General features: G+C 64.8%; 16 protein-coding genes. 7 read left to right on the top strand and 9 right to left on the bottom strand.

Going from position 1 to position 12,590, the window contains the following annotated elements:
- Positions 1 to 5: 5 nt before the first annotated feature.
- The gene (locus ACQKOE_RS11320; RefSeq protein ID WP_427512871.1) at positions 6 to 641 is read right to left on the bottom strand and encodes a glutathione S-transferase family protein; all 636 of its coding nucleotides are present in this window, start codon (positions 639 to 641) and stop codon (positions 6 to 8) included.
- Positions 638 to 1,279 (bottom strand): YqaA family protein, encoded by a 642-nt coding sequence (locus ACQKOE_RS11315; RefSeq protein ID WP_427512870.1) that lies wholly within the window; start codon positions 1,277 to 1,279, stop codon positions 638 to 640. The genes ACQKOE_RS11320 and ACQKOE_RS11315 overlap by 4 nt, the downstream gene beginning before the upstream one ends.
- 203 nt (positions 1,280 to 1,482) lie before the next feature.
- On the opposite strand from ACQKOE_RS11315, the gene ACQKOE_RS11310 reads away from it, so the two are divergent.
- From ACQKOE_RS11310 to ACQKOE_RS11290, 5 genes are all read left to right on the top strand, one after another.
- On the top strand, positions 1,483 to 1,980 hold the full coding sequence (locus tag ACQKOE_RS11310) for a hypothetical protein (RefSeq protein ID WP_427512869.1): 498 nt from the start codon (positions 1,483 to 1,485) through the stop codon (positions 1,978 to 1,980).
- Positions 1,967 to 2,536, top strand: a complete 570-nt coding sequence (locus tag ACQKOE_RS11305) for a terminase large subunit domain-containing protein (protein WP_427512868.1) — start codon at positions 1,967 to 1,969, stop codon at positions 2,534 to 2,536. Before ACQKOE_RS11310 ends, ACQKOE_RS11305 begins: the two co-directional genes overlap by 14 nt.
- Positions 2,451 to 2,822, top strand: a complete 372-nt coding sequence (locus tag ACQKOE_RS11300; protein WP_427512867.1) for a DUF2793 domain-containing protein — start codon at positions 2,451 to 2,453, stop codon at positions 2,820 to 2,822. The genes ACQKOE_RS11305 and ACQKOE_RS11300 overlap by 86 nt, the downstream gene beginning before the upstream one ends.
- A gap of 191 nt (positions 2,823 to 3,013) precedes the next feature.
- Entirely contained in the window at positions 3,014 to 4,087 is a 1,074-nt protein-coding gene (locus ACQKOE_RS11295; protein WP_427512866.1) for an OmpA family protein, read from the top strand.
- Positions 4,088 to 4,179: 92 nt separating this feature from the next.
- A complete protein-coding gene (locus ACQKOE_RS11290) occupies positions 4,180 to 4,704 on the top strand; it encodes a superoxide dismutase family protein (protein WP_427512865.1) in 525 nt (174 codons plus the stop codon).
- A gap of 7 nt (positions 4,705 to 4,711) precedes the next feature.
- Here the strand turns inward: ACQKOE_RS11290 and ACQKOE_RS11285 are convergent, their stop codons facing one another.
- The 7 genes from ACQKOE_RS11285 to ACQKOE_RS11255 form a co-directional block, all read right to left on the bottom strand.
- A complete protein-coding gene (locus ACQKOE_RS11285; RefSeq protein ID WP_427512864.1) occupies positions 4,712 to 6,259 on the bottom strand; it encodes a spinster family MFS transporter in 1,548 nt (515 codons plus the stop codon).
- Positions 6,260 to 6,278: 19 nt separating this feature from the next.
- Positions 6,279 to 6,974 carry a 7-cyano-7-deazaguanine synthase QueC gene (gene queC / locus ACQKOE_RS11280; protein WP_427512863.1) on the bottom strand — a complete coding sequence of 232 codons (696 nt, stop codon included), beginning with the start codon at positions 6,972 to 6,974 and terminating at the stop codon, positions 6,279 to 6,281.
- A gap of 40 nt (positions 6,975 to 7,014) precedes the next feature.
- Positions 7,015 to 7,422 carry a DUF3617 domain-containing protein gene (locus tag ACQKOE_RS11275; RefSeq protein ID WP_427512862.1) on the bottom strand — a complete coding sequence of 136 codons (408 nt, stop codon included), beginning with the start codon at positions 7,420 to 7,422 and terminating at the stop codon, positions 7,015 to 7,017.
- Positions 7,423 to 7,518: 96 nt separating this feature from the next.
- Complete coding sequence (locus ACQKOE_RS11270) at positions 7,519 to 8,433, bottom strand: Hsp33 family molecular chaperone HslO (RefSeq protein ID WP_427512861.1); 915 nt, start codon at positions 8,431 to 8,433, stop codon at positions 7,519 to 7,521.
- Positions 8,430 to 9,356 carry an ornithine carbamoyltransferase gene (gene argF, locus ACQKOE_RS11265; RefSeq protein WP_427512860.1) on the bottom strand — a complete coding sequence of 309 codons (927 nt, stop codon included), beginning with the start codon at positions 9,354 to 9,356 and terminating at the stop codon, positions 8,430 to 8,432. Before argF ends, ACQKOE_RS11270 begins: the two co-directional genes overlap by 4 nt.
- Complete coding sequence (locus tag ACQKOE_RS11260) at positions 9,353 to 10,546, bottom strand: aspartate aminotransferase family protein (protein WP_427512859.1); 1,194 nt, start codon at positions 10,544 to 10,546, stop codon at positions 9,353 to 9,355. The genes argF and ACQKOE_RS11260 overlap by 4 nt, the downstream gene beginning before the upstream one ends.
- Positions 10,547 to 10,682: 136 nt before the next feature.
- Positions 10,683 to 11,426 carry a cold-shock protein gene (locus tag ACQKOE_RS11255; RefSeq protein WP_374591454.1) on the bottom strand — a complete coding sequence of 248 codons (744 nt, stop codon included), beginning with the start codon at positions 11,424 to 11,426 and terminating at the stop codon, positions 10,683 to 10,685.
- A 311-nt stretch (positions 11,427 to 11,737) separates the two neighbouring features.
- Here ACQKOE_RS11255 and ACQKOE_RS11250 point away from each other — a divergent pair, with 311 nt between their 5' ends.
- Positions 11,738 to 12,169, top strand: coding sequence for a TIGR01244 family sulfur transferase (locus tag ACQKOE_RS11250; RefSeq protein WP_427512858.1), 432 nt, complete (start codon positions 11,738 to 11,740; stop codon positions 12,167 to 12,169).
- Positions 12,170 to 12,187: 18 nt separating this feature from the next.
- Positions 12,188 to 12,589 carry a hypothetical protein gene (locus ACQKOE_RS11245; protein ID WP_427512857.1) on the top strand — a complete coding sequence of 134 codons (402 nt, stop codon included), beginning with the start codon at positions 12,188 to 12,190 and terminating at the stop codon, positions 12,587 to 12,589.
- Position 12,590: the final 1 nt, after the last annotated feature.

Below are 12,590 nucleotides of genomic sequence, written 5' to 3'. Positions count from 1 at the left end.
GCTGGTTAGACTGCGCTAGGCCCGCTCGCCTGCTTCGCCTTGGCGCGCTTGAATCCCTCGCGCTGGCTGAGCCGTTCCAGATAGGCGGCCATGCCCGGCGTGACCTGCTCGTCCAGCCCGATCGACAGGGCCAGCATCACCGCATAGCCGACCGAAACGTCGGCCATGGTGAAGCGGCCAGCGGCGGCGAAATCTCCGTGCATCATGGCTTCGGCATTACGCAGGCGCGATCCGAACCACTGCGCATAGTCCTCTGCCGCCTGGGCCACGCGGCGCTCTGCCGGCTCCAGCCGGGTATAGCGCAGGTGGATGGTCTGCGGGAAAGTCAGCGTCGCTTCGCCCATGAACAGGAAGTTGAGGTAGCGGGCATAGTCCGCCTCGTCCGGCGCGACGGCCAGGTCGGACGGGCCATAGCGGGTCGCCAGGAAGTGCGGGATCGCGCTGCTTTCCGTCATCAGCGCGCCATCGGCAATCAGGGCCGGAACCGTGCCCAGCGGGTTGATGTCCTTGTACCCTTCGAAGCGAAAGCGCGGCGGGAACGGCATCAGGGTCAGCTGGTAATCCAGCCCCAGTTCCTCCAGCGCCCACAACGCCCGGAAGGATCGCGCATCGGCGCAGTGAAACAGGTGCAGTTCGCTCATCGCACTTGCTCCACGCTGGTGACCGCGTCGCACTTGTGCCCGGCCTCGCCGTCATTGCCGCCGAGCAGGGTGATCGCGGCAAACCCGGCCAGGACCAGCGCCACGAAGCCCGCCGTGGCCAGGCCCAGGTACTTGTCGATGAAAGCCTTGATCGGCGCCCCGAACAGGCGGAACAGGATGCCGACCACCAGGAAGCTGATCGAGCGCGAGATGATCGAGCCCGCGATGAAGCGCAGCAGGTCCATGCCGATGAACCCGGCAGTGATCGTCAGCAGCTTGAACGGGATCGGCGTTGCGCCCTTGGCGACGAAGATCCAGAAGCCATATTCGTTGAGATAGCAGGCGGCTTTCGGGAAGCTGGCGGTCAGGCCCAGCGCCGCCAGGATCTGGGTACCCAGCGTGTCGTAGAGCCCCCAGCCAATCGCATAGCCCAGCATGCCGCCCGCGACCGAAGAGAAGGTGGCGATCATCGCAAAGCGGATCGCCTTCTTCGGTTCGGCCAGGCACATGATGCCGAGCAGCGGGTGCGGCGGAATGGGGAAAAAGCTGGCCTCGACAAAGCAGAACAGGGCCAGCCACCATTCGGCATGGGGGTGGACCGCCTTGGCCATGGTCCAGTCGTAAAGGCGGCGCAGCATCGGTTTTCCTCGCTTCCCGGAATTCGTTGCGCCGTGCTTATCGGCGCGGGGGCGCAGGCACAAGCGGAGAGCGAAGATAACCATATTGGTTATTTGCGCTTGACATCGTCACGCTGTTTCGGTACATATCAGGAACATCGCGATAGACCGAGTCGCCCCGGCGGCAGTCTGTCCGCCTCTCCCCTTTTTCCGATGGAACCCTCATGGCCGACAAGCCCAAGTCGCGCCGGACCGCCGCCGCGCGTCCGGCCAGGAAACCCTTCGCGCGCTGGGCAAAGGTGTTCCTGTCCGAACTGGCCGCCACCTCCAACATCAGCGCCGCCGCGCGCAAGGCGGGGATCACCACGGCCACCGCCTATGACCAGCGCCGCCACGATGCCGAATTCAACCGCGCCTGGCAGCGCGCCCTGTGCGAAGGATACGACCACCTGGAAATGGAACTGCTGCGCCGCCTGCGCGATGGCGAAATCAAGCCCGCCGCCGGCGCGAAGAAAGGCACCCGCACATTCGACAATGCCACCGCCCTGCGCCTGCTGGCCGCCCACCGCGAAGCCGCGGCGCGGCAGCGGGCGATCCATTCCAACCAGGATTCCGAAGCGATCATCCAGTCGATCAATGCCAAGCTGGAAGTGATGCGCCAGCGCCGCCTCGCCGCTGCGGCAACGCCCGAAGCCGGACCGGATGCCGATGTCGAACCATGACCTGCTGGATGCCCTGCTCGATCTGGACGAACCGGCACGCCTGGCCGCGCTGCGCCAGCTCTCGGACGAGGAGCGGCTGGAATTCCACTATCACTGGAAGCTGTGGGCGCGGGCCCGGCAATTGCCGCCGCCGGGAGACTGGACCACCTGGCTGGTCCTGGCGGGGCGCGGTTTCGGCAAGACCCGCGCCGGGGCGGAATGGGTCCGCACCACCTGCCAGTCGCAGCCAGAGGCGCGCTTTGCCCTGGTCGGCGCCTCGCTGGGCGAAGTGCGCGCGGTGATGGTCGAAGGCGAAAGCGGCATCCTCGCCGCTTGCCCGCCGGGCCAGGTGCCGCAGTTCGAACCCTCGCTGCGCCGCCTGACCTGGGGGAACGGGGCGCAGGCCACGCTCTATTCCGCCGCCGAGCCGGAATCGCTGCGCGGCCCGCAGCACAGCCATGCTTGCCGGGCAAGCGCAAAAAGAGGGTTTCGTGAACGAAATCGCCGCCCGGCTGGACGCGCTTCTGTTTCTTGCCGTCGAAGGGGAGGCGAACACCCCGCCAGCAAACCCGGCTGATGGTCAAAGCTGGCTTATCGGCAACGCGCCGGATGGTGCCTGGACCGGGCATGCCGGTGAAATCGCATCTTTTGAGTCGGGAAACTGGATTTTCACTCCGCCAATACTTGGCATGAAAATGTACAACAAAGTGAACGGTCAGGAAATTCTCTATCGCAACGGGTGGAGTGCCGCAGCCCGGCCTGCGACGCCCAGCGGAGGAACCACCATCGACAGCGAATCGCGCGCCGCGATCAGCGCGATTATCAGCGCACTTGCGGCCGCCGGGATCGTTCCCGTGGCCTGAGCGACCAGCTCGCATGGCGGTTTGATCGGCATAAACATAACCTATGTTTTATGTCGCTTTCATGGGCGACAATAAGGAAATAGCGACATTTCTGCAACACTTCAGCGCTTTGCTGCCTTGCGGAAGGAATTCTAAGCAGTTAAACGTGCACGAACTCGGTGGCTTCAATCCTATCAAAGGGGAAAACCATAATGCGTAAACTCGTCCTTGGGATGGCGCTGGCCTCATCGGCCCTTGCAACGCCCGCCCTCGCCCGTGACGACTCCTGGTACATCGAAGGCGATGTCGGTGGGGTTATCGTCGAAGACATGGAAAATCTCAGCAGCGCCACCGCTGGCGTGCTCAACACCGACGTTGGTTACGACGTCGGCGGCGTGGTCGGCTATGACTTCGGTGGTTTCCGTCTCGAAACCGAAGCCAGCTATCGCCGGGCCAATGCGGAATCGTTTGTCGTTTCCACCAACACCATTTCGGGTTCGTCGTTCGACGGCAGCGCAAGCGCACTCAGCTTCATGCTCAATGGTCTGCTGGACTTCGGCGACGATGACAGCCTCCAGGGCTACATCGGTGCCGGCGCCGGCGTAGGCCGCGTGAACGTCGATGCAGGCGTGACCACCACCAGCCTGCTCAGCGATTCGGACACCGGCTTTGCTTACCAGGTTCTCGCTGGCGTGCGTCAGCCGCTCAGCAGCAAGGTCGACATCGGCCTGAAGTACCGCCTGTACACCCAGAACAATGTCAATCTGGTTGCGCCGGGCGGTTCGGCCATCGACACCGACTTCCGTTCGCACTCGCTGATGCTGACGCTGGGCTACAACTTCGGTGAGCCGGCTGCTCCGCCGCCGCCTCCGCCGCCCCCGCCGCCCCCGCCGCCTCCGCCCCCGCCGCCTCCGCCGCCTCCGCCGCCGGTGGTCTGCAACAAGGGCCCGTACATCGTGTTCTTCGACTGGGATAAGTCGGACATCACGCCGGAAGCAGCTTCGATCCTCGACAGCGCCGTGACTGCCTATGGCAACTGCGCCAATGTTCCGATCATGCTGGCCGGTTATGCCGACCGTTCGGGTACGCCGAAGTACAACCAGGCCCTTTCGGAGCGTCGCAACGCTTCGGTCCAGGCCTACCTGACCTCGCGTGGCGTTCCTTCGGGCGCGATCACCAGCCAGGGCTTCGGTGAAAACAACCCGCGTGTCCCGACCGCCGATGGCGTGCGCGAACTCCAGAACCGCCGGGTGGAAATCACCTACGGTCCGGGTTCGGGCATGTAAGGCTGCCGACAGGCAAAAAACAGATTGGGGGCCGGAGCAATCCGGCCCCCTTTTTGTTATGCTGCGATGAGAATCAATCGCATGGAGGTATCATGATCCGCTTTGCCACCACCGCCACACTGGCTGCCGGACTGCTTGCAGGCTGCACCTCGGTCGGGGAAATCCCGACAGCCCGCGTTGCCTCGGCCACGCTGTATCAGGCCAATGGCGCCCCGGCGGGCACGGCCCTCCTGACGCGTGCGGGCGAACAGCTTACCCTGTCCGTCGCGCTGGCAGGATTGCCTGCGGGTGAAAAAGGAATGCACCTGCACATGGTCGGCAAGTGCGAAGCGCCCGCCTTCACCTCGGCGGGCGGACACCTGAATCCCCATGGCAAGCAACATGGCAGCCAGAACCCGGCAGGCAGCCATCTGGGCGATCTGCCCAACATCACCGTCGGCAGCAACGGGGCCGGCGCTGCGACTGCGCAGCTGACCGGAACAAGCAGCGAGCTTGAAGCCCTGCTGTTCGATGCCGATGGCACGGCCCTGGTCGTCCACGCCGCGGCGGACGATTACAAGACCGATCCCACCGGCAACAGCGGGGCCCGGATCGCCTGCGGCGTCCTGACCCGCTGAGCCGGACTTACTCGCCTGCGCGCGCGCTCAAGGTCGCTTCGGCCTTGGGCACCGCGCGGTAGGCATAAAGCAGCAACACCACGGCAATCGGCGCCACGCCGATCAGCGAGAGGATACCGGTGCGCAGGTCGCCCGCGAGGTCCGAAATCTGGCCGACCATATAGGGTCCGAACGACAGGCCGACCAAGGTCGTCCCCAGGAAGAACGAAGCCGTGGCAGTCCCGCGCATGCGGGGCAGGACCAGGTCCTGCGTGGTCGCCGCCGCAGCGCCGAGAGCAGTGGCGCCGAACATCCCGGCCAGGAAATTCATCACGTAGAACAGGACCGCACTTTCGGTCGTATAGCCGATCCAGATCGGGATGATCGGAGTGACCACGCCGAACAGAATGACCAGGATGCGGCCGGCCGGGAACCTTGCCCGAAGTGCGTCAGCCACGCGGCCACCGATGATCACGCCCAGGAAGCCGCTGACCGCACCACTGCCGCCCAGCACGAAAGCCAGTTCCGCCTTGGGCAGGCCCAGCACCGTTTCGGCATAGGGCGGCGACCAGAAGCCGAGAGCATAGGCGGTGAGCGAAACCAGGCCGTAGCCGAGCGTCGTGCAGATGAAGGCTGGCGTTCCCCAGATCAGCTTGAACGTCGCCGGGTCTTTCGACCGCAGCGAACTCGCCCAGGAAAACACCGCATAATAGCCCAGCGCCACGGCCGACCACTGCGGCAGGTTCCCGGTCAGCCTGATCATGATCCAGGCGAAACCGACCAGGAAAGCGGCCGCCGCCAGGTTGATCGCCAGAGCGACCGGACCGCGCCGCGCCGCGCCAAGGACGGTGAAGGGCGGGATAATGGTCGAGAGATCGGCGAAGAAGTCAGCAAAAGGACGCGGCGAGCTGGGGCTGGCAACGCCGTCCATCGCGCCGCGCAGAGGCTCGCGCAGGCTCGCCACCCACAGTGCCAAGAGCAGGCCCGGGATGCCCACGACCAGGAAAGCTGCCTGCCATCCGACCAGGCCCAGCGGCCCGCCACCCGGATAGCTATTGTTCCACGCCTGAACGACCTTCGCACCGATGAACAGCGACACGCCGCCGCCCAGGTAAAGGCCCGAGGAATAGATCGCCAGCGCCGTCGCACGCTGCTTCTTGGGAAAATAGTCGGAAATAAGCGAATAGGCGGTCGGGCTGGCCGTCGCCTCGCCCACGCCCACGCCCATACGGGCCAGCGACAGCGTCAGCTGGTTCCGGGCAAAGCCGGAAAGCGCGGTCATGGTCGACCACAGCGCCAGGCCGATGCTGAGCAGGCGGACGCGATTCCAGTTGTCGGCCAGCCGGCCGAGCGGAATTCCGAACAGGGCGTAGAACACGGCAAAGGCAGCGCCGCCCAGGAAGCCCATGTCCGCGTCGGTCAGGTTCAGGTTGCGTTTGATATCGACAGCCAGGATCGAGACGATCTGCCGGTCGATGAAATTGAGGATGTAGACCACCACCAGGACGGAAAGCACATACCAGCTGTAACCGCTGGCCTTTGGTTCGGCCGGCGTCGCGCCCTCTTGATCGTTCACCCAATAGTCTCCTTGAATCTCACTCTGCGTAGCGAGTCGTATCGACAATCCCCGCGTTCGCAAAGCCTTCTCGGCGCAGGCGGCAAGAATCGCACAGACCGCAGGCGGAGCCATCAGGCTGCGGGTCATAGCAGGACCAGCTCATCGCGGGATCAAGGCCAAGCCTGCCCGCCTCTGCTGCGATCTCGGCCTTGCCCATGTATTGCAGCGGTGCATGAATGCGGAAATCCTCGCCCTCCGCACCGGCCTTGGTGGCGATGCGGGCCAGATCGGCAAAGCCGGAAATGAATTCAGGACGGCAATCGGGGTAGCCCGAATAGTCCAGCGCATTCACCCCAATCACGACGTCGCGCGCGCCCAGCGCTTCCGACCAGGCGAGCGTCAGCGACAGGAACACCAGGTTGCGCGCGGGAACGTAGGTCACCGGAATGTCGTCCCCCAGACCTTCCTTGGGCACGGCGATGTCGTCGGTCAGGGCTGATCCGCCGAACTGGCGCAGATCCAGCGGCAGCACCACGTGGCGCTTGGCCCCCAGGTGCGCGGCAATCTGGCGCGCGGCGTCCAGTTCGCGGCGATGGCGCTGGTTGTAATCAATCGTCAGGGCGAAAAGCTCGTATCCAGCCTCGCGCGCCAAGGCCGCGCAGACCATCGAATCCAGGCCGCCCGAAAGCAGCACCACAGCCTTGCGGCCATTGCCGGCGGGTAGTCGTTCCATGATCCCGGGCTAGCTGCTTCGGCTGCCCAAGGCAACCAGATCAGCCGCCGCAGTTGCCCACGCGGCGCGCCTCGGCGCTGAATTCAAAGGGCAGGCCATTGGCGATGCCGCGGCTGTCGATTTGCACCAACCGCCCGGTTTCGCGGCGGATGTGAGTGCGGCCGTAACCGCGTCCCCGGCAGGTATACTGCACCACCACTTCGGACGGACCATCTTCCACCACGAACCGCTCGCAGGCGGGGCCGGGATGCCGCAGCTGGATCAGGCCGTGCCCGCTGGACAGGCACATGCGTTGGGGGCTTGCTCCCGGTTCGCGTGAGCGGACTTCCCACTGCCCTGCCTCGACCCGGTCCAGCATGGCCAGCGACGGTCCCGCGCCCGTGGCGGGAGCAGCCGCAGCGAGCAGACCCGCAGCAACGATTCCAGCAGAGCGCATAGCCTTCTTCACGAGATCGCGTGCCTTCCAGTTATTCAAGCGTGAGCAGGCACTATAGCACGAGTCCCGCCATCGCCCAAGCGTGCATTTTGATCGACGAGCCGAGTTCTACAGTTCAATTTCGAACAACCGCGAACAGAATGCGCAGTCGACCACGATCAGTCCCTGGTCGTTCCGCATATCGAGACGGTCTTCTTCGGGGAACTTGGACAGGACCGCCTGGTAATGCTCGATGGAGCACCTGCAACCGCGCGATAGTCCGCCGAACGGTTCGATCCGGACCTCTTCCTCTTCATGGAACAGGCGCCAGATCAGCGCTTCCATCGAAAGGTCCGCCGCGACCAGTTCGTCGTGACGCGTGCTTCCCGCCAATACCGCAACGTGTTCCCATTCGGGATGGTCCATGCGGACGTGAATGCGCTCCCGTCCTTCCTCGCCCTCGGGCAAGTGCTGCACCAGCAGGCCGCCTGCAACGCAGCCCTGCGCGTCGGACCTGACCGCAACGCGGATCAGGGTCGGGACTTGCTCGGACTGGGCGAAATAGGCTTCGCAGGCCTCGGCCAGGGACGTTCCCTCCAGCGGGACAATGCCCTGGTAACGCTGCCCCGTTGACGCGAGGTCGAAGGTGATCGCCAGATAGCCACCATCGCCGAACAGCGCATGGAGCGAAGGGTTCGCGCCCAGCTGCGCCAGCCGCTCTGCATCGTGGCGGACATAGCCGCGCAGTTCGCCGCCGCGATAGTCGCAGACCAGCAGATCGACCACGCCATCGCCCTGGGTCTGGGCCTGCATGGTCAACTGGCCCTCGCCATCCTTCAGCAGCGACCCGACCAGTGCGGTCAGGACCAGGGCCTCGGCCAGCAGATGCTTGACCGGGATGGGATAGTCATGCGCCGCCAGGATCGTTTCCAGCACCGGCCCCAGACGGACGGCGCGGCCCCGCGCATCGCGCGACGGGATGGTAAAACCCAGCACGCGGTCATAGCCGGTCTCGCCCGCCTCGATATGCTGGGGCGCGCTCACAACTGACCGAAGGCCCAGCGCAGCACGCTCTTCTGCGCGTGGATGCGGTTCTCGGCTTCGTCCCAGACCACGGAGCGCGGCCCGTCGATCACGCTGTCGGTCACTTCCTCGCCGCGATGCGCGGGCAGGCAGTGGAGGAACAGGGCATCGGCCTTGGCCTGGGCCATCAGTTCATCGTTGACCTGATAGGGCGTCATCGCCGCAATGCGGGCTTCCGCGCCCTGCTGCCCCATCGACACCCAGGTATCCGTGACGACCACGTCCGCGCCGCGCACGGCTTCCACCGGATTCCGGGTTACTGTGATCTGCGCGCCCAGGGCGCGGGCCCGTTCGATGTAGGCCGCATCGCTATCATAGCCAGCCGGAACGCCGATCCGCACGTTGAAGCGCATCAGGCCCGCCGCCTCGACGATCGAATTGAGCACATTGTTGCCATCGCCCAGCCAGGCCAGTTCGAGCCCGGGCAAAGCCTTGCCATGCTCCACGATAGTCTCAAGATCGGCGACGATCTGGCACGGGTGTGAACGGTCGGTCAGGCCGTTGATCACCGGGACAGAGGCGTGAGCAGCCATCGCCTCGATCTTCGCGTGATCGTCGGTGCGGATCATGATCGCATCGGCCATGCGGCTGAGCACCTGGGCGGTATCGGCAATCGTCTCGCCCCGGCCAAGCTGGGTCGTGCCAGCGTCCAGGACGATGGCCGAGCCGCCAAGCTGGCGCATGGCCATGTCGAATGAGACGCGGGTGCGGGTGGAGTTCTTTTCGAACACCATGGCCAGCACGCGGCCCGCGAGCGGTGCATCCGGGTCGGGCGCGCCCTTGGGCAAGGCCGCGCGTGCCGCCTTGCGCGCCATTGCGTCGTTGATCATCGCCGCCAGGGCATCGCCGCCCGCGTCGCTGAGATCGAGGAAATGCCGGGTCATTTGTCCGCAGGCTCCGCCAGATAGCTCGCCGCGCCGGCGGAGAGCTTTTCAATGAATTCGTCGATGTGGCTGTCGTCGATCACCAGCGGGGGGACCAGGCGCAGGGTATTGTCCCCCGCCGCGACGGTCAGCAGTTGGTGATTGTCGCGCAGATGCGCGACCAGCCCACGCGGCTCTGCCTTGAGCTTCAGGCCCAGCATCAGCCCCATGCCGCGCACGCTTTCGAACAGTTCGGGATAATTGCCGATGAACTGTTCCAGGCGGCTGCGCAGGCGGTCCGCCTTGGAACGCACTTCGCCCAGGAACGCATCGTTGGCGACCGCATCCAGCACCGCCTCTGCCGCAGCCATGGCCAGCGGGTTGCCGCCATAGGTAGAGCCATGGGTACCGATCACCATGCCGCGCGCCGCCTTTTCGGTGGCGAGGCAGGCGCCGATGGGGAAGCCCCCGCCGAGGCCCTTCGCCGAGGCGACGACGTCCGGAACGATGCCATACTGTTCGTAGGCGTACATGGTGCCGGTGCGGGCCACGCCGCACTGCACTTCGTCGAGGGCCAGCAGCAGATCGTGTTCGTCTGCCAGAGCGCGCAGGCCCTGCATGAATTCCTGCGATGCGGGGCGGATCCCGCCTTCGCCCTGGACCGGCTCGACCAGGAAGCCGGCGGTGTTCGGACCGATTGCTGCCTTGGCGCCTTCCAGGTCGTCGAAGTCGACGTATTTGAAGCCGGGCAGGAGGGGCATGAAGCCCTTGTGCATCTTTTCCTGATTGGAGGCGCTGATCGTGGCCATGGTCCGCCCGTGGAAGGCGTTCTTGAAGGTGATGATCTCGAACTTGTGATCGTTGCCTTCGTGCTGGTGATAAGCGCGCACCGTCTTGATCGCGCATTCCACCGCTTCCGCACCCGAATTGGTGAAGAACACCGTGTCGGCAAAGGTCAAGTCGACCAGCCGCTGGGCCAGATGTTCACCCTGCGGGCTGCCATAGAGGTTGGAGACATGCATCAGCGTCTCGGCCTGCTTCTGGATCGCGCCAATCAGGCCAGGGTGCGAATGGCCCAGCAGGTTGACCGCGATGCCCGCTGCAAAGTCCAGGTATCGGCTCCCGTCCTCCCCGATCAGATGGCAGTGGTCACCGCGCACCGGCCGAAAGCCGCAACGGGGGTAGACTGGCATAAGCGGGGTAATCGACATTGGCACATCCTTCGCTTCGCATTGAATTTTGGGGGAAAACGAAAACGACAAATGGCGGCCCCGTAAAGGGCCGCCATCTGCACGCGTTTAGAACTTGGCAGGTTCCGGGACAACCCCCGGAACAGTGCAGTCGGGATCAATCCTGACGCGGCACCAGGTTGACCGCCGAGTACTTGCCTCGTCGATCGACTTCGATGTCGAATTCCAAGCGATCGCCTTCGTTGAGACCGGACATGCCCGAACGCTCAACCGCGCTGATGTGCACGAAAGCATCCGGCTGGCCGTCGTCGCGCGTGATAAAGCCAAAGCCCTTCATCGAGTTGAAGAACTTGACCGTACCGCTTGCACGCTCACCGGTCAGCTCGCGCTGCGGCGCTGCATCGCGCTTTTGCACGGCGATCACGTCACCCACGACTTCGAGGTCGCTGGCCGAAACCTTGCCGCCACGATCCACCAGCTGGAACTTCAGCTGCTGACCTTCGGCCAGGCCTTCAAGGCCGGCGCGCTCAACCGCGCTGATGTGGACGAACACGTCTTCGCCGCCGCTATCCTGCTGGATGAAGCCGAAGCCCTTTGCAGCGTTGAAGAACTTTACCGTGCCGCTGCCTTCGCCGACCACCTGGGCCGGCATGCCGCCGCCGCGCGGGCCGCCGAAGCCGCCACCACCGCCGCCGCGCGGGCCGCCGCCGAAACCGCCACGGTCTCCACCGCCAAAGCCGCCGCGCGAACCGCCGCCAAAGCCGCCGCGATCACCGCCGCCGAAACCGCCACGGTCTCCGCCAAAACGGTCACCGCCGCCGGCGAAGGGATCGAAATTGTCTTCTCCGAAACCGTCCCGCTTGTCGCGCCCGCGTCCGCGGCGCCCTCTATCAAAACCCATATACCCGATCAAACCTTCGCATCGCCCCATTAGACACATCCCGGCAGCGCGGACGAATCGCGCCAGGCGACAGGGCAAAGCGCACTTAGGCCCCTTACTCTGCACTTTTCCACATAGCTGAATAGAATCGCAATAGCGAATCGAATCGCGCTCACGACCGCGAAATAGCTCTCCGCCGGGGTCACTGTGACATTTCTGCACGCAATATTGCTTCGTTCGCAGTGCTCTATAGAGTCCATTGCTGCGCAGCCCGGCATAATACTTGCCAGCGCGCGGAGTGCTTGGCAGAGCGTTGCAAACAGGAGATTTCCATGTTCCGACAGTTGTCCGACCGCGTCTTTGCCAGCCCCCAGATCGGCCTGGAGGAAGTAGCCGAAGCCGCCCGCATGGGGATCGGCCTGATCGTCAACAACCGCCCCGAAGGCGAAAGCGACGACCAGGTCCCCGGGAGCGAAATTGAATCGGCCGCGCGCGCTGCAGGCCTGGATTACGTCGCCATTCCGGTGACTCACGCCGGCTTTTCGGAAGGTCAGATGAAGGCCATGGCGGCAGCCCTGGCCAGCACCGACAAGCCTGTCCTGGCCTATTGCCGCTCCGGCACCCGCTCGACTCTGCTATGGGCACTGGCCCAGGCCAGTCAGGGCAAGCAGCCGGACGAACTCGCCGCTGCCGCAGCACAGGCGGGCTATGACCTGACCCCGATCCGCGCGCTGCTGGATATGCTGGCCGCGGGCAAGCAATAACCAGGGGACAGGGGGGCCATGACCGCACAGTTGATCCAGGCCGGGGCATCCCTGCTGGCGATCTTGGCGCTGGCATGGCTGGCCCGTCGCTTGGACCTGGGCGCGGACGTGCGCATCCGGAACGAAGACGAAGCGCGCCAGCTGGCAGCGGAAGCCCTGTGCGGCTTTGATGCCGAAGACCTCGCGCTCGACCGCGCGGGGATCGGCGCCTTGCTGCGTGACCGGATGGGCCGGGTCATGCTGCTCAAGCGGCACGGCGCGCATTTTGCCGCGCGCCTGCTCGATAGCCATTCCCACGCCCGGCTTGACCGCAACTTCCTGACCATCGGCAGTGGGGAAAGCACCTTTGGCAAGGTGACGCTGGACCTGGGTGACAAGGCGCAGGTCTGGGCCAGCAGCTTGCGGCGGCTGGGGAACTGAC

Source organism: Novosphingobium sp. NPDC080210, from assembly GCF_050281025.1.
In the GTDB taxonomy this organism is placed as follows: Bacteria; Pseudomonadota; Alphaproteobacteria; order Sphingomonadales; family Sphingomonadaceae; genus Novosphingobium.
Note: the sequence above shows the minus strand (reverse complement) of the source record. Positions and strands in the feature narration are given on the sequence as shown.

Bases quoted from the DNA above. Each gene is read 5' to 3' on its own strand.
- ACQKOE_RS11255 (WP_374591454.1), bottom strand. From the start codon at position 11,426: ATGGGTTTTGATAGAGGGCGCCGCGGACGCGGGCGCGACAAGCGGGAC.
- ACQKOE_RS11305 (WP_427512868.1), top strand. From the start codon at position 1,967: ATGTCGAACCATGACCTGCTGGATGCCCTGCTCGATCTGGACGAACCG.
- queC (WP_427512863.1), bottom strand. From the start codon at position 6,974: ATGGAACGACTACCCGCCGGCAATGGCCGCAAGGCTGTGGTGCTGCTT.
- ACQKOE_RS11250 (WP_427512858.1), top strand. From the start codon at position 11,738: ATGTTCCGACAGTTGTCCGACCGCGTCTTTGCCAGCCCCCAGATCGGC.
- ACQKOE_RS11310 (WP_427512869.1), top strand. From the start codon at position 1,483: ATGGCCGACAAGCCCAAGTCGCGCCGGACCGCCGCCGCGCGTCCGGCC.
- ACQKOE_RS11320 (WP_427512871.1), bottom strand. From the start codon at position 641: ATGAGCGAACTGCACCTGTTTCACTGCGCCGATGCGCGATCCTTCCGG.
- ACQKOE_RS11315 (WP_427512870.1), bottom strand. From the start codon at position 1,279: ATGCTGCGCCGCCTTTACGACTGGACCATGGCCAAGGCGGTCCACCCC.
- ACQKOE_RS11290 (WP_427512865.1), top strand. From the start codon at position 4,180: ATGATCCGCTTTGCCACCACCGCCACACTGGCTGCCGGACTGCTTGCA.
- argF (WP_427512860.1), bottom strand. From the start codon at position 9,356: ATGACCCGGCATTTCCTCGATCTCAGCGACGCGGGCGGCGATGCCCTG.
- ACQKOE_RS11295 (WP_427512866.1), top strand. From the start codon at position 3,014: ATGCGTAAACTCGTCCTTGGGATGGCGCTGGCCTCATCGGCCCTTGCA.
- ACQKOE_RS11260 (WP_427512859.1), bottom strand. From the start codon at position 10,546: ATGTCGATTACCCCGCTTATGCCAGTCTACCCCCGTTGCGGCTTTCGG.
- ACQKOE_RS11245 (WP_427512857.1), top strand. From the start codon at position 12,188: ATGACCGCACAGTTGATCCAGGCCGGGGCATCCCTGCTGGCGATCTTG.